The organism is Limibacillus halophilus, assembly GCF_014191775.1.
Classification (GTDB): Bacteria; Pseudomonadota; Alphaproteobacteria; order Kiloniellales; family CECT-8803; genus Limibacillus; species Limibacillus halophilus.
In genome coordinates this window covers 627,122-645,536 of the sequence record NZ_JACHXA010000001.1, presented here as the reverse complement: position 1 = coordinate 645,536, position 18,415 = coordinate 627,122, and the positions used below count along the sequence as shown (strand labels likewise).

The following is an 18,415-nucleotide window of genomic DNA, read 5'->3' as shown; positions in this document are numbered from 1 at the left end:
CAATCACATAATAGGAAACCGATCATGCAACCTACTGACAGTATCCGCACCACAAACGGCCGGGGGCGCCTGTTCGACAGCGTCCTCGACACGATCGGCGATACGCCCACCATCCGGATAAACAATCTCGGTGCCGGTCAATCCACGATTTACGTCAAGGCCGAATTCTTCAACCCCGCCGGCTCGGTCAAGGACCGGCTGGCACTGAACATCATCGAAGACGCCGAACGCCGCGGCCAGCTAAAGCCCGGTCAGACCGTGGTCGAGGCAACAAGCGGTAATACCGGCATCGGGCTGGCAATCGTCTGCGCGCAGAAGGGCTACCCATTGGTGGTGACGATGGCGGACAGTTTTTCGGTCGAGCGCCGCAAGCTGATGCGGATGCTGGGCGCGCAGGTCGTGCTGACTCCGCGGGCCGAGAAAGGTTACGGAATGTACCGAAAGGCGGCCGAATTGGCCGAAGCCAACGGCTGGTTTCTCGCGCGTCAGTTCGAGACGGAGGCTAACGCCGACATCCATGCCGCCACCACGGCGCGGGAGATCCTCGGCGACTTCGCCGGGCAGCGGCTTGATTACTTCGTGACCGGCTATGGCACGGGCGGCACCGTTACCGGCGTCGGCCGCGTGTTGCGGATGGAACGCCCGGAGACGCGGATTGTGCTGGCAGAACCCGCGAACGCGGCGCTGCTGTCGAGCGGCATTGCGCAAACCCGCGGCGACGATGGCGCGCCGACGGCCGGGCACTCCGCCTTCGAGCCACACCCCATCCAGGGCTGGACGCCGGACTTCATTCCTCTGGTGTTGCAGGAGGCCACGGACCGGGGTCTCTATGACGAGGTAGTCAAAGTCGCTGGGCCCGATGGCATCAAGTGGGCTCGGGAGTTGGCGCGCCGGGAAGGGATCTTCTGCGGTATCTCCGCTGGAGCGACCTTTGCCGTCGCCCGGAGCATCGCCGAGAATGCACCGGCAGGGTCCACGATCCTGTGCATGCTGCCAGATACCGGCGAGCGCTATCTCTCAACACCTCTCTTCGAGGGAATTACCGAGGAGATGGACGATGCTGAATGGGCATTGTCACGCTCGACTCCCGGCGCACGTTTCGCAGCCTGAACCATGGACCATCGTCTTCCCCCTTCGGAAGAAACGCTCGACCCCGTCGACTGGACGGGGGTCGAGCGTGTCGCGATGCACGTCGTCGCAGACTCCGTGCGTTACCTTGCAGAACGGCGCGAACGGCCGGTCTGGCAGGCGATGCCGGACAACGTGCGGCGACGCTTCGAGATTCCCGCGCCGACGGATCCGACGCCCCTGGAAGAAGTCATCCGCGAGGTGCAGGAGACAATCATGCCCTACCCGATGGGCAACGTTCATCCGCACTTCTGGTCCTGGTTCATGGGCTCGGGCAGCTTCACCGGTGCACTGGCCGAGTTTCTTGCGGCGATCCAGGGATCGAACGTCGGCGGCGGTGATCATGCAGCCGTCTATGTGGATCGACAGGTGGTCGACTGGCTTCGCGGCATGGTTGGCATGCCTGCCTCCGCGGAGGGTACGCTGGTCAGCGGTGGGTCGGCCGCGAACCTCGTTGGCCTGACGGTGGCACGCAACGTCAAGGCCGGAATCGACGTGCGCGAGGCAGGCGTCGCGGCAATGCCGCGACCGCTGCGCTTCTACGGATCCGACCAGATACACAGTTGCCACCGGAAGGCGGTAGAGGCGCTGGGATTGGGCAACCGGGCGCTGCGCCGGATACCGAGTGATGCCGCGTTCCGCATCGACCTGTCCGCCCTGCGCGCCGCCATTGCTGAGGATCGCGCTAGTGGACTGCGCCCGGCCTGCCTCATTGCCAATGCCGGCAGTGTTAACACCGGTGCGATCGACGACCTGATGGCGCTCGCCGATCTCGCCGCCGCCGAGGACATGTGGTTGCACGTCGACGGCTGTATCGGCGCACTGCTCGCCATCGCGCCGGAGAATGCGCCTCTGGTCGTCGGCCTAGCCCGTGCCGATTCCCTCGCCCTCGACCCGCACAAGTGGCTGCACGCCCCCTTTGGCATAGGCTGCGCGCTGATCCGCAAGCCTGGCCTGCTTGGGCAGAGTTTCGCCACCATGCCGGAGTATCTAGAGACCGCGCCACGCGGCCTGGCGTCGGGTCCCTGGTTGCACGAGCTCGGGCCCGAGACTTCGCGCGGCTTTCGCGCGTTGAAGGTCTGGATGATGCTGAAGGAACACGGACTGGCCCGTTTCGGCCACCTGATTGATCGCAACATTACCCAGGCCCGCCACCTCGCCGACATTGTCGAGACACATCCGCGCCTCGCGCTTGCTGCGCCACAGGCCATCAACATCGTCTGCTTCCGCTATGATCCCGGCGGTCTGGACGCGGCGGAACTGAAGACGCTGAACGTGGAGATCATGCTGCGCCTGCAAGAAAGCGGAACCGCCGCGATCTCGGACACGACGCTAAAGGGGGCGCACAGCCTGCGCGTGGCGATCTGCAACCACCGCACGCGCTTCGAGGACCTGGACCACTTGGCGGCCGAAGTCGTGCGGATCGGAGATTTGGTTTCAGCGACCGGCTAGGACCCTCCCGAAAGAGCGGGTCCCGATTGCAGACCAATACGGGCCATATTGAATGACTGTTGGCAACCCCACTCGTCGGCATGCCGGCCCTTTGTTAGAGCACAAAAAGTTAGTGCGGACTCGCCTGACAGCACCCCACCACCATGGCTGACCTCCTGGACTTGACATTTCATCGGCCGAGGCGCATTTGAGTTACATGCAAAGCTTACTCGCACTTCTGACACGCCTTTATCCGCTAGCCGGATAGTCTCCCCCGAAATCCCGGACCGGCGCCCTGGATTCCGGGGGCGCGTTTGACGATTCTCGTCAGCGGATTTTGCCTAGCGCCTCACCTCACCTGAAATGAACCCAATGGGACTCCGCGACCGCCCGTAGACCGGCCGCCGCCTGTCCCAGTACACGAGAGCATTAGCTATGTCCGCAACGCTGTCAGACCTTAAACCCAAGATCGTTGTCCGCGAACGTGACTACGAGCAAATACTATCCCTTGCCATCGCAGTTGAAGACCGTGTGCCTGCTGTATCGAGGGATTTGCAAGAGGAGATGGACCGCGCCCAAATCGTGCCGGATAGCACTCTCCTGTCTGGAGTTGTGCGCATGGGATCGCGAGTCACCTTCAGGATGGATGGGAAAGGGCAGCGTCAGGTGAGCCTGGTGTTCCCCGGCGAAGAGGATCTCTCTACTGGCCGTGTTTCGATTTTGACACCCGTTGGCGCCGCCTTGATTGGCCTGTCCGAAGGGCAGGTGATTGCCTATTCCGCCCCAGATGGCCGCTTGCACCAACTGGAGATTTTGACGGTCGAAGCGCCGGAGAAACACGGCGAACCGGGATCTGCTTGAATACTGACGCTGGACTGTGAAATGTGAGTAATCGTATGGCAAACAGCATCTTCTGGCCTGCGCTGCTTGGTGGTTGCGCCTCCCTTAGGTTCAGGCGCGATCCATCCTGCTTTTTACCCCCGGCGGGGCGCTAAGGAAACGCGCGCCTGCGTCCGGGGGTTTTCGGAGCCCAAGCGTCTTCCATAGATTTTAGAATGGGAGCCACGCCAACCGGCGTGGCTGGAAATCAATCATGTCTCAAATCTCTCGCTCCTTACTTACGCCAAGGGATCTTAATCTCCTCGAATCCATACTGGGCAGCAGCGACGTGCGCCACAGCGAGACCTACGAACGCCTGCTGGCAAACAAGGTTTCAACGGCGATCGTTATTCCTCTCGCGGACTTAGACCCCCGTGTCGTTACTCTCAACAGCCGTGTTTCCTTTGCTGTAGGTACGTCCCGACCGGACTGGCGGATATTGGTTAGTGATGACAGCCTTTCGGTCCCGGGCCTGACTCTTTCGATTATGACCTTACGCGGCCTTGCGATGCTGGGACGTTTCGCGGGAGAGCAGATTTCCGTCGAACAGCCAGACGGCAGGCTGGAGGTAATATCGATTAACGATGTTCTATTCCAGCCGGATATCAGTTGGACCTATCCTGTCGACAACCCAATTGCATGACGGTGAACCGGGAACAATCATTAACTTCTTGAAATTAATAAAATAAATTACATATTCCAGATATGAGAATTGAGCTTGTCCCTATGCTAATGAGGCCCGCCCGGAAAGCACATGGCTTTGCCCGGAACGGGCAGAGCCTCGCCTAAACAAGGCAGGGCTCGAATCCCGTTCCGGGTTCCCTTTTCCAGAAGCCAGATAACAAGCAAAGACAGGCCTTCGCCTGTCCCTCACGACGGGATGAGATCAATGAACAGCCGCATCACGATGCCGATCTGCGATCATTGTGGTCGCGCCGTACCAAGGGCCGCTGTGCACTGCCTTTGGTGTAATGACTCAAACTCTCAGGTAAAGCCTGGAAGCGTCGATAGCCGCGCTGGAAAGGAATGCCAATCCAACAACTCCCGACAAGCCCACAATGACCGGGAGCTTGCCTATGGGTCCGCCGGATCATGAAGGCAAGAGAACTGCTTGACCGACTTCTTGCGCCGGCCGCCGCCAGCGTTGGCTGCGTTGTGGTCTACCTGACTCACCCTCGCGCATTGGAGGCTATAGGCTTCGAATCGCACAGTCAGGTTATCCTCACACTGTCCGGGGCCGCCAGCCTCTTCTCCTCAGCTTGGCTTTGTGGGAGATTGGTTGGGTTGGCCCTTGAACGATCAGGTCCGAACCGCCGGCGAGTGCCCAAGCTCCTACAGGAATTGGTTAGCGTTGCCCTGTTCATCGCCGCATCCATTGCAACGGTCATACTTGTCCTCGGGCAGTCTTTCAGTGGAGCCCTGGCGAGCTCCGGGCTGGTAATCGCCGTCTTTGGTTTTGCGATTCGAAACGTTCTTGCCGACGTCTTTTCTGGGATAGCCCTTGGCCTTGAGGCGCCTTACCGAATTGGTGATTGGGTCGAAATCGGAAGCAACGTTAAGGGCCGCGTAGTCGAGATCGGGTGGAGAACTACAAGGTTGCTGACCAGAGACAGCACCTACACCATCTTGCCCAACAGTCAGATTGCGCAACAGAAGCTGACCAACTACAGCGCACCACAGCGACACTACCGCAGACAGGTTGAAATACTAGTGAATCACGAGATCTCGGCCTCTCAGGCTAAGGCAATTCTCTCAAACGCAGCGGCGCAGGTGCCTCTCGTTCTTCGGGCGCCGGCGCCGGACGCCCGAATCCTGGCGCACGAGCCCAAGGGTATTCGCTATGCCGTTCGATTCTGGGTTCCCAACTACGCTGAGGACATCGATTGTGTCGACGCAATCTTACAAGCCATCGACCAGGCCCTACGCGACAACGATCTACCGCCACCCTACGACAGGGTCCGTCTTATCCGAGGCACTGTAGCTACCTCTGCAAGGGAGTCTGACCGAATAGAATGCGTTGGTTGAAGCAGGCAGGACAGTCATCTGACATTTGCCCGAGATCGTCCGCCCAACCACTATGATATTGCTTTGGCTCCCGGAATCGCTTTTGGGTGTCGCGGGATCCATCCGCGATCGGCAGCCCAGGTCTGGGCTGATTCCTGTTAGCTACTGAGTTTCGGGAAAAGCGCGCGAACAGGCGTAATCTCGGCTAAGACCCGCTCGAACTGCTCTGAAAGTGCCTTCCTAGCGACACCAAGCGTCAATTATTTGGCTATACAAAGTCACTGCCTCTGGAATCTTTTCCACAAAGCAGAACTCATCCGTTTGATGAGCCAGCGCTGTTTCGCCAGGCCCCATGATCACAACCGGCGCGTCCAACGCTTCGGCCAGGATAGATGCGTCGGTGAAGAAAGGCAGCGTCCTAGGTTCGGGTCGCGCGCCCGTGTGTCTGGCAGTAATGTCATAGACACATTGAATGAAAGCGTCCCTTTCTTCCGACTTTACAGGATCGAGGTCAACGAAGGGCTCTAACCTCACCCCCTGTTCTTGCAGATAAGAGCTGATCTGGTTGAGGATCGCCGGATGCGATTTTGTCTTGATGGAACGGATGTCGATCGAGAATTCGGCAAAATCCGGGACTGAGTTCACATTCATTCCACCCCGTACCGTCCCCACATTGATGCTCGGCGCTCCCAGAAGGGGATCCCGTTTTACATTGAAGTCGAAATCCGCCAGTTTGGTAATCGCTCTAGAGGCTTTGTAGATGGCATTTACGCCGCGCTCGGGCATTGAGCCATGGGCAGTCACACCTTCGGTGGATCCCCGCAACCACAAGGCCCCGCGATGCCCAATGGTTGGATAGTTCGATGTGGGTTCCGCCACCAAGAGAGCGCTGGCTTTCTCCACCCCCCCTTCGAGCATTGCGACATGCCGTGACCCCTCACAACCGGTTTCCTCGCCCGCCGTTAGGATCAATTGTAATCCGCGCTTAAGGCTACCTGGCCGTCCAGCAGCACTGATAGCGCTTGCCACGATTACCGCCACGCCGCTCTTCATGTCACTGGCGCCACGGCCGAAAAGCTTGCCATCTTCAATCTCACCGGCGAGCGGTTGCTTACTCCAAGGCTGATGGCCGAACGGAACGGTATCGAGATGACCCGTTAGCGCTAGTGGCCGCAGGGATGAATCCGTGCCCTGATACCGGGATATCAATGTTGTCCGTCCGGGGGAGAAATCATGGTAGCTGTTTACGAAACCCGCTTCGCCCAGCAGGGAACCGAGAAGCTCCGCACATTCGTGCTCAAACCCCGGTGGGTTGACGGTATCCAAACGGATAAGTTTTTGGGTTAGATAAACGGCATCAATATCCTTCATGACTTTCCTTCTTTGGGGAAATCGACACATCACCGGTCATGCGGTTTGCTTTTTGGAGCCGTACAACAGTTGCGACACCGGACGCTGTCCCGCACTGGCCTGTACAAACTCAAAACCACATCAGCAACTACTCCGAAAGAATTCGACGTTTCGCGGCGGCATTGGCTGCCGCCCCGCTATGAGATCCGACACCTTCTCGGCGATCATGAGGGTCGCCGCATTCAGGTTCGCTGAAGGTATGGACGGCATGATCGATGCATCGACGACACGTAACCCCTCGACGCCTCGGACCTTGGCTTCTGGATCGACGACCGATCGATTATCAGTGCCCATACGGCAGGTGGAGGACGGGTGGTGCGAGGTTTGTGCTGTCGCGCGTACATAGGCATCCCAATCGGAGTCAGTCTGCACCTCGACCCCAGGCGCCAACTCCTCACCCCGGAAGCGATCAAGTGCGGGTTGGCTTAAAATACCACGGGTGATTCGGAGCCCCTGACGGAGGTTCTCTACGTCGGCAGCTTCGCTTAAATGGTTGAAGCGGATGCGCGGCCTGACCGTCGGATCATCGCTCTGCAATCGCACCCAACCGCGGCTGAGCGGCCGCAGTTGGCTCAGGTGTGCTTGGAAACCATCGGCATTTGCTGCCAAAGCGCCATCCGCGCCCGTTAGAAGCGGTGCGAAATGATGCTGCATATCAGGATATTCCACACCGGGTCCCGTGCGGAAAAAACAGCCAGTTTCCCAAATGTTGGAAGCGCCGGGGCCGGTTCTTAAAAGCAGCCATTCAAGGGCGATGGCGACCTTGCCCCATGGCGTCAATCTGCGCCCCAGAGAAACTGGCTCGTTGCATGCATGCTGGATGATGACATCGAGGTGGTCCTGCAGATTGGCGCCGACCTCGTCGATATCTGCCACCACAGGAATTCTGTGCGCCTTGAGATGATCTGCCGGTCCGATGCCGGATAACATGAGCAGGTGGGGGGAATTGAAGGCGCCACCACATAGGATTACCTCCCGTGTCGCTCTTATGCGGCTTTTGATGCCACCACGGCGGAAATCGACTGCAACCGCACGCCCACTCTCGGTGACCACACGCTCTACCAGGGTATTACTTTTGATCGCCAAGTTACGCCGTTTGGCCGCTGGCCACAGATAGGCGCGCGACGCACTACACCTTTTCCCGGCGCGCGTGGTGCGCTCCATGCAGAATGGCCCTTCCTGACGAAAGCCATTGACGTCGCCGGTGAAAGGATACCCTGCCTGTTCAGCCGCCTCCAGATAAGCGAGATGCAGCGGATTGTCCGGCTTGGAAAGCGTGACCCCCATCGGGCCCTGACCGCCACGAAAGGGGGTTTCGCCCTGCGGCGCGCTTTCCATTCGCCGAAAGTATGGCAAGCAATGCGCAAAGGACCAGCTGTCCAGGCCCAACTTGGCCCAACCGTCATAGTCCTGCGGATTTCCCCGTAGATAAACCATCCCGTTGATCGAAGAAGAACCACCAACGACGCGCCCGCGTGGATAGGGCAACCGCCGATTGTCGAGCCAGGGCTCCGGCTCTGTGAGGTATGCCCAGTTGTATCTGGTTCCCGATGCGGCCAGCCCCATACCGGCCGGCATCCGCAGCGCAAACAAACTACGGCGGTCACTTGGCCCCGCCTCCAGCAGGCAAACCCGCACATCAGCGTCCTCGCTGAGGCGGGACGCGAGCACACTGCCTGCCGAGCCTGCCCCGACGATTACATAATCATACTCACGAGTAGTACTGTCGCCCTTAAGTCGGCCAACCATCTACCTGACGCTCCCGGCATTGCGGTGATATCGTTGCGAAGAGAGGCTCTAGGAAAAACAAGAGGTGGCTCTTTGGGGAGCCACCTCCATGTTCTTTCATCCGTTGGTCTGGAGTTCCAGATAGTCGTAACCGGATAGGTCAGGAACCTACTTCAATCTCGAATATCGGATCGAATCCATCGGGGGCCAGCAAAACGTCGCGGTCGTAGGTATTGACGTTATTCTGATCGACGACGAAAAACTGCCGATTGGCGAGCGGAACTTCAAGCTTGCCTTCCAGAACGCGGATCGCCTGGTCAACGCTGATGCGAGAGCCGATCACATTGAAGTCACCCACCGTCGCCATCACTTTGCCGTCTCGAACCGCTTGCTCGATCGCCGGCGTGGTGTAGAAGGCAATAAGGCTTTTGTCCTGGTCGCCACGCATACGCAGAATTTCCATGGCACCTTCGATCGCAGGTGCGTTGCCGCCGATGATGTTGACACCTTCATAGGCCTGCAGCGCATCTTCGATAAGCCGCATCTGGACTTCCTTGCCGGTATCACCATAGATGACCTGCAGCAGCTCTACGTCGGAATCCGCAATTGCCTCTTTCATGCCAACAACAGAGTCCTCGACCCACTGCGAACCTGCGGGACCGGCAAGCCAAACCATTTTGACTTTCCCCGAGCCTTTTGGGTGCTTGGCTGCAAGATAACCGCCGGCGGCAGAGCCCGCTTGGTAGTACAAAGCCTTGGCGGCCGCTGCTACGTGAGGCGATTCCAGTCCGTTGCCCATGTCGAGCACTGGAATGCCCTTCCCATGAAGCTCCTCAATCAAACCATTGAGGCCCGCCTTGGAAACTGCGTTAACCAGCACGGCATTACCGCCGCGTGCAACGCAGTCCTCAATCTGCTGGATCTGCTGCGTCAGGTTGTTGTAGCCGCCCGCGGACATAACTGAAGCAGAGACGCCTTGTCGTTTGGCTTCCAGATAAATCCCATAGTCCTTCGCGACATAGTAGGCGTCCTTCATATGGGGAAAACCTACACAAAGATGCCAAGGCTTGCTCGCAGAACCCGCTGGCAAGGGTTTGTAAACGGCATGGCTGTTCGTGCTATCTACGAGCAGCGGCGCTTCCCAGTCACCGCTCCCGGCAGATGCCAGATTTGGAACGAAAAGTAAGGATGCCAATAGGCTTGTCGCAATGAACTTCATGGTACGCCTCCTCTATGGTCAGATCGTAGGTTCCGATCTGGCTGAAAAATTGGATTATCCCCGGATTTCTTATGCCTGGCCGTGAACGATCATTGAGGTGATCTCCTGGCGGGAGGTGTCGGCCGTGTTCACAACGCCCACCATGTTGCCGTTCTTCAAAACGGCAATTCGGTCTGAAATGCTCATCACGTGTTCCATGTTGTGGCTAATAATCAGGAACGAAATTCCACGCCCGGCTAGCCGTTGAATTAGGTCCAGGACCTTTTGTCCCTCGTTCACACCAAGCGCGGCCATGGGTTCATCCATGATGATGAGCTTCACGTTACCTAACAGAAGCCGGCTGATGGCAACGGCCTGACGCTGCCCACCCGACATAGTGCTTACAGGCCGCGACAGGTCGGGCAGCCGTATATCGAGTTCGGATAGTAAATCCGTTGTCCGTCGCGCCATCTCGCCATGCAGCAGTAAGGGGAAAATGCCCAGCACCCGTCTGGAAAGTTCGCGACCAAGAAAAACATTCTGTGGCACGTTGAAACAATCAACCAACCCAAGGTGTTGGTATAGCGTCGCGATGCCCTGCTCGTGGGCATCGTGAGGTGAATGAATTGCTGCTTGTTTACCCGCTACGTGTATGACGCCTTCATCGGCTGTTTCGGCACCGGATAGAATCTTTACCAACGTTGATTTTCCGGCACCGTTGTCGCCGACCAGCGCCATGACTTCGTTTTGCCTGACTTCGATTGAAACGCCATTCAAGGCACGGTTGCCGCCAAATGACTTGACGATTCCAGTGGCACTTAGGTAGGCCGTGTCGGTGTTGCCTTGCATCTGCGCCTCGAATTTCCCCGGTTGCTTATGAGTCTGAATGCTTGCGGTTTCCATGATCATTCGACCCTTTCCTGGCGCATGAGCTTTATACGGAGCTGATCGACGATCACAGCAAGGATCAACAGGCAACCCAAGACGATCTGCTGTACGTAACTATCGACACGAAGCAAGTTCATGCCGTTGGTCATGAAGGATACGAACAAGGCCCCCAGCAGAACATTGCCGATCCGACCGATCCCACCGAAGAAGGAGACGCCGCCGATGACGACCGCCGTAATCGATTCGATCAGCAGGGTCGCACCCAGCGTGGCCTCTCCTGTATTCACCCTCGCCGTCAGAAGCACTGCGCCAAAGGCCACGATGGTCGAACACAGTACGTAGGTCAGGATGGTGTAGGCTGTTGTATTGATCCCAGCCAGGCGGCTCGCCAAGCTGTTTCCGCCCAGCGCATAAATGCGCCTGCCGAGCGGCGTACCATACAGCAGGTACATCATTGCAAAGAACAAAGCGCCCATGAATAAGACCGGTGCCGGAACACCGTAAGGAGCGCCATAAGCAAATATGCGGCCAAATTCAGCGGGCATCCCGTAAACGGGCATGCCACCACTGATTTTCAATGCTGCACCGGTCAAAACCGACAGCATGCCAACGGTCATGATAAAGGGATTCACTTTAAAGACGGCGATACCGACGCCGTTGACCACACCAACTGCGGCGCCGACGAGCAACCCGACAGCAATTCCAGAAGTGATTGCTAAGCCAATGGCTTCGGGCTGGTTCGCCAGAATCCCTGCCATGGTCATGGCTGACGTCACGCTGACGATAGCGACCGTCGAACCCACGGACATGTCGATGCCTCGCACCAGCAGCGTCAACATCTGGCCCATGCTGATGATGATCAGATATGTGGAATGGCGTGCTACGTTGAAAAGATTGTCGTAGCTCAGGAAGCGAGGTTCTGCTGCGCCGAAACCCACTATGGCAAGAATGAGGACCACAGGCAGAATGCCGCTGGCGATAAAAACCGTTTGGGTAAGTGAAACAAAGCGTTGTCTGATACTGCTTTTGTTACCACCCTGCGTAGCAATGGAACCATCGTCCATAAGATACATACCTAACCTCTGTTTGCTTACTGTACAGACTAAGTGTCCAGCAACATGATACCCATCGGTAGTCGCATAGCGCTTTAGAGCCCAGAAACCTGTCCGCTCTAGAATCCCTAATGATGGTATTGAGTATCATCCCCCTGTTCGAAAGCAATTAGGCGGCGTACCCCAATATGAATCAAATCGATAATTTTTATGGCAATATTTGTTTTTACAATTTATTGGGCTGACGGATCATCCGCAGTTGGGCCGTTCGCAGTCGAGAAACTGCCCGTCAGCGTGACCCCTAGCATCACACTTGTCGTAGCCATTGTTTTGATTTTGTTAAATATTTTTGGCGGGGTGCTTCAGATGATCTGCACACCGAGAGGCGATGCTCACAGGGTTCCGGCAATGAGTCGCCTGGGGGTTCCTCCTTGCCAATTGAGATGTCGAACAATTTCTTCGCACCTCTTTAGCAACTCTATCAGGCGGACAGTCACCTAACCGTATAGTATATTAATTCACACAACCTACTCTTATAGGTTGTTAACAAAACTTATGGACATTGCGCCTGGGTTTTTGCGGGAGCCTATTGCCTTCAACTGGGTCTTGTATCGGCTATCGATACAAGCGCTAATCGAACAGCTGAAGGTCCAGACAAAAAAGCTGTCTACTCGGGGATGCTCACCGAGACAGAGCCGTCTTCCAACTTCACCTCGTAGGTTTCCAGATTCTTGTCGGTGGGACCTTCAAGTACCTTGCCGGTTCGAATGTCGAACAATGCTTGGTGCAGCGGGCACTCAACACATCCACCATCGATATATCCGTCCGACAAGAGAGCGAACTGATGAGTGCAAATATTGTCTATCGCAAAGTACGCGCCCTCCACGCAGTAAACCGCGACCCGGCGCTCTCCGACCTCAATCTCAATCACCTCTGAGTTCGCAAATTCTTCCAGAGTTGCAACGTGATGCCAGCTCATCTTTGGTTCTCACTCCTAGCATATAATTATCAATTATATTGATAATTATATTATTGATATTGATTTGCGTTATATTGGCATAAACTGCCCTATTTGTTGTCCCTCGGCAAGAGTGCTTTGACGCGAACCGCCGCCGTAAGGGATGCAAAGAAGTGAGAAACGACCTGCGACATAAGGAACGAAAATGCAGCCACTAGCGATCCAATACCCGATTTCACCGCTTGGAAAGCAATTGAGAGTCATGCAGTGGGGCATGGAGGGTCCGGCGGTACTCCTCCTGCACGGTCTAGGATCACGCGCGGACATATGGCGGCTCTTCGCGCCTTTGGTTGCCGCGCAGGGCTATCGCTGTTTCGCGATCGATATGCCAGGCCATGGATTATCCTGGAAGGGCTCGGATTTCGATTATTCCATAACCGGGCATGTGCCGCTTATTGAGGCAATCTGCCAGGAGATAGGTGAAACCAGCGTGGACTTGATCGGCTCTTCGCTCGGCGGCATACACGCCGCCGCATTTGCCGCTCAGAGGCCCAGCATGGTCCGCAGCCTGACGCTGGTTGGTGCAATCGGGCTGAAGGTCATGACGCCGGAGCGATGTGAATGGACGGCGAGTTACCTGAGCGATATGAGCAGAGACTCCATCGCCGCCCGTTTGGCCCGCGCGGTATTCGACCCTTCTATTTTTGATCAGGCTTATATCGAGGAAAGCTATAGGATCAACAACTCGCCAGGCGCTGCCAGCGCCTGGTCGGCGATCGCAACCTATTACCGTCAGGGGATTAACGACGACACGCAGACTCAAGCTTTAGCCGCGCTCAAGGGCGCAGTGCCGATTCTGCTATTGTGGGGCAAGGATGACCCAACGGTTGCTTATGAGGGCGCTTTGGAGGCAGTCGAGGTCATTGCCGGCTCGACCCTTGTCGGAATTGCAGAAACCAAGCATATGCCCCAGCTTGAGCGTCCCCAGATCTCTGCGGAATACGTCCTGAGGCTTATCCGGAAAGATCCCGCATACCAACTCCCCGGCAAGGCCGATGCGTCACCCAGCCTGGAGATAATCAGGCACCAAGACCGCACACCGTAAGCCTGTGTCCTGAAATGTCTCCTGCTTACTCAGCCGTGGGGTAGACTCGCTGTTCATAGGGCGTCGCATTCACGATTTCCTTGAGGGTTTCGATAAACGCCTGCTCGGACCGGCTGGGCCGCACACGAGGGTTGGTGATCAGATAGATATCGAGCGGCATAACAAGCTCGTAGGGCGGAAGTCGCCACATAAGGCCGTCGCGAACGTCACGTGCCGCCACATGAATTGGAATTGGTCCAATCCCAAGACCCGTGATAATCATGCGCCGCACCTCTTCCATGTGATTGGAAACACCAACGAATGGGTCGGCAAATTTCGCCTGATGGCGCATGTCCGTGATCGATTGCAGAACATCGGAGAATACCGCTGCGCGGTAGGTTATGGCCCTTTCATTCTCCAGGTCGGACAGCTGCAAATTCTCCACTCCGAAGAACCTGTGCCCCGGGCCGCAATAGAAACCGCAGTGCTCTTTGAAAATGTGGAAGTACTCAAACTCGGATCGCATGGTCGAAACTGGCCCGATGCCGAAGTAGATGGTGCTATCCGCCATCGAAGCCATAATTTCGGGGCTGGTCATGATCGTGGTTGCAAAGGTCGCCCTGGGGTGCCGACGGTGAAACTCCGAAAAGGCTCTATCGATCAGCGGGCTGGTCATATGACTGGCGATCGTCAAATTCACAGTGCCCGTCAGTTCTCCGGTCAAATCGGCCACCAGCGTGGAAACCCGATCGATGCTGCCGCAAATCTCCCGGGCTTCCCTGTAAATGATCTTGCCTGCGTCGGTGAGCGAGAAAGCGGTCGGCCCGCGAATAGCCAGCTTATGCCCAACCTGTTCCTCAAGCTTCTTGAGGGCAGAACTCACCGCTGGTTGCCCTCGCCCCAAAACTTCTGCGGCTCGGGATACGCTCTGTTCCTCTGCAACCACGACGAAGGTATGCAAGAGGTTCCAGTTTATTCGCCTTGAGAGGGCCAAATTCCAATATCCATTCTATTGATATTGATATGAACATTATTGATTTGACCAACGTTATGCCAGCTCCCAAAACTTGTCAATAAACCCGGTAACAACATCAAAGGCCGTGAGGCTACGGCGGCGTGGCGCCTGGGTTCTGCCGCCAGAATGAAAGATAGGGAACGGATATGCGGGAAAAGCACGACGAATCACTCATGCAGGGTTTTGCGAAAGCCTTCAAACCGGTCGTCGAGGCGAACCATCCCCCGGGAATCATGTACCATGACCCACAGGTACTTGAGATGGAGCGCGAAAAGATTTTCCGCAGCGATTGGCTCTGCTTAGGACGCAGCGAAGAGATCGCCGAGCCAGGCGATTACATGACGATGCGTGTCGTGGACGAACCTATCCTGATTTGTCGCAAATCAAACGGAGAAATAGCCGCCTATTCAAACACATGCCTTCATCGCGGTGTTGAGATAGCCAGCGGCAGCGGAAACGCGAAGGAGTTCACCTGCCCCTACCATGGCTGGCTTTACGATCTGGAGGGGCAGCTGCAGGGGGCTTCCTACATGCGTGACAGCGTGGGTTTCGAGCGCAAGAACTGCCGCTTGCCGACGCTGCCTTGCGCCACTTGGCATGGCTGGATTTTTGTCTCGCTCAACAAGGATGCTGAGAATTTCGACAGCTACATCGCCGATTTTGAGGAAAAGTTTGGCTACATCGGCATGGCGGACATGCGGCTCGGTTTTTCCCGGGAAATTCCGCTCAATTGTAACTGGAAGCTGCTGGTGGAGAACTTCATAGACTTCTATCACGTCGGCGTTCTCCATCGCGATACCATCGGGCGTTTCATGAAAACCACCGATGTGGAATACGAACTGCGTCGGGACGGTCGCGTATTCATCAATGAGTATGATGCTGGGTCGCACACGGACTCCGGTCAGGTTTTCTATGATCCGATCGAGAGCTTGAAGAACAAGCCACCCAGGTTCTCACAGACCGGAATTCTGAATCCAAACCTGAATTTCTTTGTTCGGCCAGACTACGTCATGCTCTACACCTCATGGCCCGTTGACGTGAAGACAATGATCATGAAGCAGTACATTGTTTTCCCCGCAAAGGCCGTCGTGCAGGACGACTTTCCCGATACCGTCGCGCGGTTCAAGAAGATGAGTGACAAGATATTGGGGGAAGATTTCGAGATGGTGGAATCCCTCCAGAATGCGTCGAAGGCAACGCACTTTGTCCCAGGACGGATGTCCCGCCTGGAGAAAGGTGTACAGCACTACATAAAGCACAATATCAAACGGATCTTTGGCCCACAGGGCGCGGATGATGAAACTGATTTGCCGGCCGCTTCGGTGGCTGAGTAATGCATAGTCCAAGTTTTCTAGAAACGCGCACTAGGCCTGGATTGAATCCATGCTTCCGTTAACTGGTTATGCGGATCGCTGGTCGGTTGCGCCAGGTGAAACTTTGGCTTTCAAGGTAAGCAGCCTACTGGAAGAACCTTATGACGCGCGATTGGTGCGCGTCATATGCGGCGATCCTAATCCGGCAGGCCCGGGTATTAGGGAGGAAGATCTCAGTCAGATTTTCCGACAGCGCGTTTCGTCGCGTCCCCAAGAGGTAACGCTGGGATCTTATGGCTCTGCGAAGTGTCCTGACTTAACGTCTGAGGCTGCAGGGTTTTCCCTCATTTGCACAATATGGCCGAGCACGCCGAATGCAGGCCGCGATCAAGCGCTTTTCGGTACCTTTGACCCGACACTGCAAACCGGAGTCTCATTGGCGGTCAATGGTTCCGGCTGCCTTACAGCGATGCTCGGCTCCAACAACGGGTCGACGCTGACCCTCGCAATGAAGCGGCCCCTTAGGCGTCATAATTGGTATCGCGTTTGGCTATCCTTTGACCGCGCAGCCGGTCAGATCGTTTTGGGACAAATCCCGCTCGCGCCAAACTACAATTGCGAGTCTGCAGTTTCGATTTCAAAGGGCGTGTCGTTCACACCCAATATTGGCAAAGGACAGCTTGTTCGTTTCGCCGCCTTTGCCGGTAAAAAGGCCAGCGGCCATTACAATGGTAAACTGGAGCGGCCTCAGATATTTGGCGAGCCTCTTGGCGAGGCTGAAATCGCCGACATTGGTCTCACGACATCCAAGTTTTCCGTCGCTGCTGATTGGGATTTCTCCCGCGACATCGGCGATCCCTGGCGGTTTAGCGACCAAGGCCCCCAAGGCCTTGATGGAGATCTGAAGAACTTGCCGGCCCGCGCTATGACCGGGTCGAATTGGACAGGAGAATTTCATAGCTGGCGAGAAGCGCCGACACAGTATGGCGCCATCCATTTTCACGACGACGATATCTACGATTGCGAGTGGGAGACCGATTTTTCCGTGACGCTTCCCACCGATCTGCGAAGTGGTGTCTACGCCATGCGGTTGAGTTGCGCCGGCGTGGAAGAAATGATCCCCTTTTTCGTTCGCCCGCCGCATGGTGAACGCACCGCGCGTTTGTGTCTGCTTATCCCAACCTTCACGTACATGGTTTATGCAAACCACGCCCGCGGTAACACCGATGACCGGTACCGCCAAATCGTGCGGGAAAGAAGCGCTCGGCCCTGGACACCGGACGAGCACCCGGAATACGGCCTATCCACCTACAACGACCACGGTGATGGCAGCGGCATCTGCTTTGCCTCTCGCCGCCGACCGACCTTCACCATGAGATCCGGCTTTGTCACTTTCTCCGAAGATTTTTCCGTTTCCGGCCTCAGGCATTTCCCGGCGGACACGCATATCTTGAACTGGCTGGAACAGATCGGTCAGGACTTCGACGTGGTGACAGACGAAGACTTGCATGCCGAGGGCTTGGGTCTCATTGCCGGTTACGACGTCGTCATGACCGCAACACACCCGGAATACCATAGCCACAACACCTGGGACGCCATCCATGGCTACGTCTCTCAAGGTGGCAACCTCATGTATCTGGGCGGCAATGGCTTCTACTGGAAGGTCGCAACGCACCCCGAAGTCGAGGGCTGTGTCGAGATACGCCGTGCAGAAGGCGGAATCCGCGCCTGGGCAGCAGAACCCGGCGAGTATCATCATAGCTTCGATGGTGACTACGGCGGTTTATGGCGGCGCAATGGGCGGCCGCCACAGAAAATTGTTGGCGTCGGATTTTCGGCTCAAGGGAAGTTTGAAGGGTCTTATTATCGTCGCGCACCCGGTGCGGATGATCCCCGCACGCGTTGGATTTTCCAAGGCGTGGAGGATGACCTGATTGGAAACTTCGGCCTGTTCGGCGGTGGAGCCGCAGGCTTTGAGCTTGACCGCGTGGACTATGAACTTGGATCGCCAGAAGACATTGTTGTTTTAGCCAGTTCAGAAAAGTATGCCGAGCACTTCATTCTGGTTCCCGAAGAACAGTTGACCCACATCACCACCTGGCCGCATGAGCCGGTCGGGCGCTTGTTGCGGGCAGACATGAGCTATTTTGAAGTACCCAAAGGCGGGAAGGTCTTCTCCGTCGGCTCCATCACCTACTGTGGCAGCCTGTGCCACAATGGATACGACAACAACATCGCACGCATTACAGAAAATGTACTCCGAGGATTCCTGGGTGACGGCGATTGAGCCGATCAATCACACCCACATTTCCGTCGTGTCCGACAAG

15 protein-coding genes are annotated in these 18,415 nt (G+C 56.5%); 8 read left to right on the top strand and 7 right to left on the bottom strand.

The features are described 5' to 3' along the window. The first annotated feature begins 24 nt into the window (after positions 1-24). The 5 genes from cysK to FHR98_RS02925 all read left to right on the top strand — a co-directional run bounded on the left by cysK (position 25) and on the right by FHR98_RS02925 (position 5,463). Positions 25-1,110, top strand: coding sequence for a cysteine synthase A (gene cysK, locus FHR98_RS02945; RefSeq protein WP_183415117.1), 1,086 nt, complete (start codon positions 25-27; stop codon positions 1,108-1,110). 3 nt (positions 1,111-1,113) lie between these two features. Next, on the top strand, positions 1,114-2,580 hold the full coding sequence (locus FHR98_RS02940; protein WP_183415116.1) for a pyridoxal phosphate-dependent decarboxylase family protein: 1,467 nt from the start codon (positions 1,114-1,116) through the stop codon (positions 2,578-2,580). A gap of 414 nt (positions 2,581-2,994) precedes the next feature. Continuing rightward, entirely contained in the window at positions 2,995-3,420 is a 426-nt protein-coding gene (gene rnk / locus FHR98_RS02935; protein WP_183415115.1) for a nucleoside diphosphate kinase regulator, read from the top strand. Between the two features lie 232 nt (positions 3,421-3,652). Continuing rightward, positions 3,653-4,081, top strand: a complete 429-nt coding sequence (locus FHR98_RS02930) for a GreA/GreB family elongation factor (protein WP_183415114.1) — start codon at positions 3,653-3,655, stop codon at positions 4,079-4,081. A gap of 449 nt (positions 4,082-4,530) precedes the next feature. Beyond that, entirely contained in the window at positions 4,531-5,463 is a 933-nt protein-coding gene (locus tag FHR98_RS02925; RefSeq protein ID WP_183415113.1) for a mechanosensitive ion channel family protein, read from the top strand. 219 nt (positions 5,464-5,682) lie between these two features. Here FHR98_RS02925 and FHR98_RS02920 read toward each other — a convergent pair whose 3' ends face one another. From FHR98_RS02920 to FHR98_RS02895, 6 genes are all read right to left on the bottom strand, one after another. After that, positions 5,683-6,813 carry a M20 family metallopeptidase gene (locus FHR98_RS02920; protein ID WP_183415112.1) on the bottom strand — a complete coding sequence of 377 codons (1,131 nt, stop codon included), beginning with the start codon at positions 6,811-6,813 and terminating at the stop codon, positions 5,683-5,685. Positions 6,814-6,933: 120 nt separating this feature from the next. Continuing rightward, positions 6,934-8,601 carry a choline dehydrogenase gene (locus FHR98_RS02915; RefSeq protein WP_183415111.1) on the bottom strand — a complete coding sequence of 556 codons (1,668 nt, stop codon included), beginning with the start codon at positions 8,599-8,601 and terminating at the stop codon, positions 6,934-6,936. 139 nt (positions 8,602-8,740) lie between these two features. Next, positions 8,741-9,799 (bottom strand): TMAO reductase system periplasmic protein TorT, encoded by a 1,059-nt coding sequence (gene torT / locus FHR98_RS02910; protein ID WP_183415110.1) that lies wholly within the window; start codon positions 9,797-9,799, stop codon positions 8,741-8,743. 69 nt (positions 9,800-9,868) lie between these two features. Then, entirely contained in the window at positions 9,869-10,687 is an 819-nt protein-coding gene (locus FHR98_RS02905; protein WP_183415109.1) for an ATP-binding cassette domain-containing protein, read from the bottom strand. Beyond that, positions 10,684-11,739, bottom strand: coding sequence for an ABC transporter permease (locus tag FHR98_RS02900; RefSeq protein ID WP_183415108.1), 1,056 nt, complete (start codon positions 11,737-11,739; stop codon positions 10,684-10,686). Before FHR98_RS02900 ends, FHR98_RS02905 begins: the two co-directional genes overlap by 4 nt. 646 nt (positions 11,740-12,385) lie before the next feature. Continuing rightward, entirely contained in the window at positions 12,386-12,697 is a 312-nt protein-coding gene (locus FHR98_RS02895; protein WP_183415107.1) for a Rieske (2Fe-2S) protein, read from the bottom strand. A 184-nt stretch (positions 12,698-12,881) separates the two neighbouring features. Here FHR98_RS02895 and FHR98_RS02890 point away from each other — a divergent pair, with 184 nt between their 5' ends. Beyond that, positions 12,882-13,781 carry an alpha/beta fold hydrolase gene (locus tag FHR98_RS02890; protein WP_183415106.1) on the top strand — a complete coding sequence of 300 codons (900 nt, stop codon included), beginning with the start codon at positions 12,882-12,884 and terminating at the stop codon, positions 13,779-13,781. 25 nt (positions 13,782-13,806) lie between these two features. On the opposite strand, the gene FHR98_RS02885 is transcribed toward FHR98_RS02890, so the two are convergent. Then, positions 13,807-14,721 carry a LysR family transcriptional regulator gene (locus FHR98_RS02885; RefSeq protein WP_246377408.1) on the bottom strand — a complete coding sequence of 305 codons (915 nt, stop codon included), beginning with the start codon at positions 14,719-14,721 and terminating at the stop codon, positions 13,807-13,809. Between the two features lie 200 nt (positions 14,722-14,921). Between FHR98_RS02885 and FHR98_RS02880 the strand changes: the two genes are divergently transcribed. Then, positions 14,922-16,109 carry an aromatic ring-hydroxylating oxygenase subunit alpha gene (locus tag FHR98_RS02880; protein WP_183415104.1) on the top strand — a complete coding sequence of 396 codons (1,188 nt, stop codon included), beginning with the start codon at positions 14,922-14,924 and terminating at the stop codon, positions 16,107-16,109. Between the two features lie 49 nt (positions 16,110-16,158). Continuing rightward, positions 16,159-18,375, top strand: coding sequence for a N,N-dimethylformamidase beta subunit family domain-containing protein (locus FHR98_RS02875; RefSeq protein ID WP_183415103.1), 2,217 nt, complete (start codon positions 16,159-16,161; stop codon positions 18,373-18,375). Positions 18,376-18,415 lie beyond the last annotated feature (40 nt).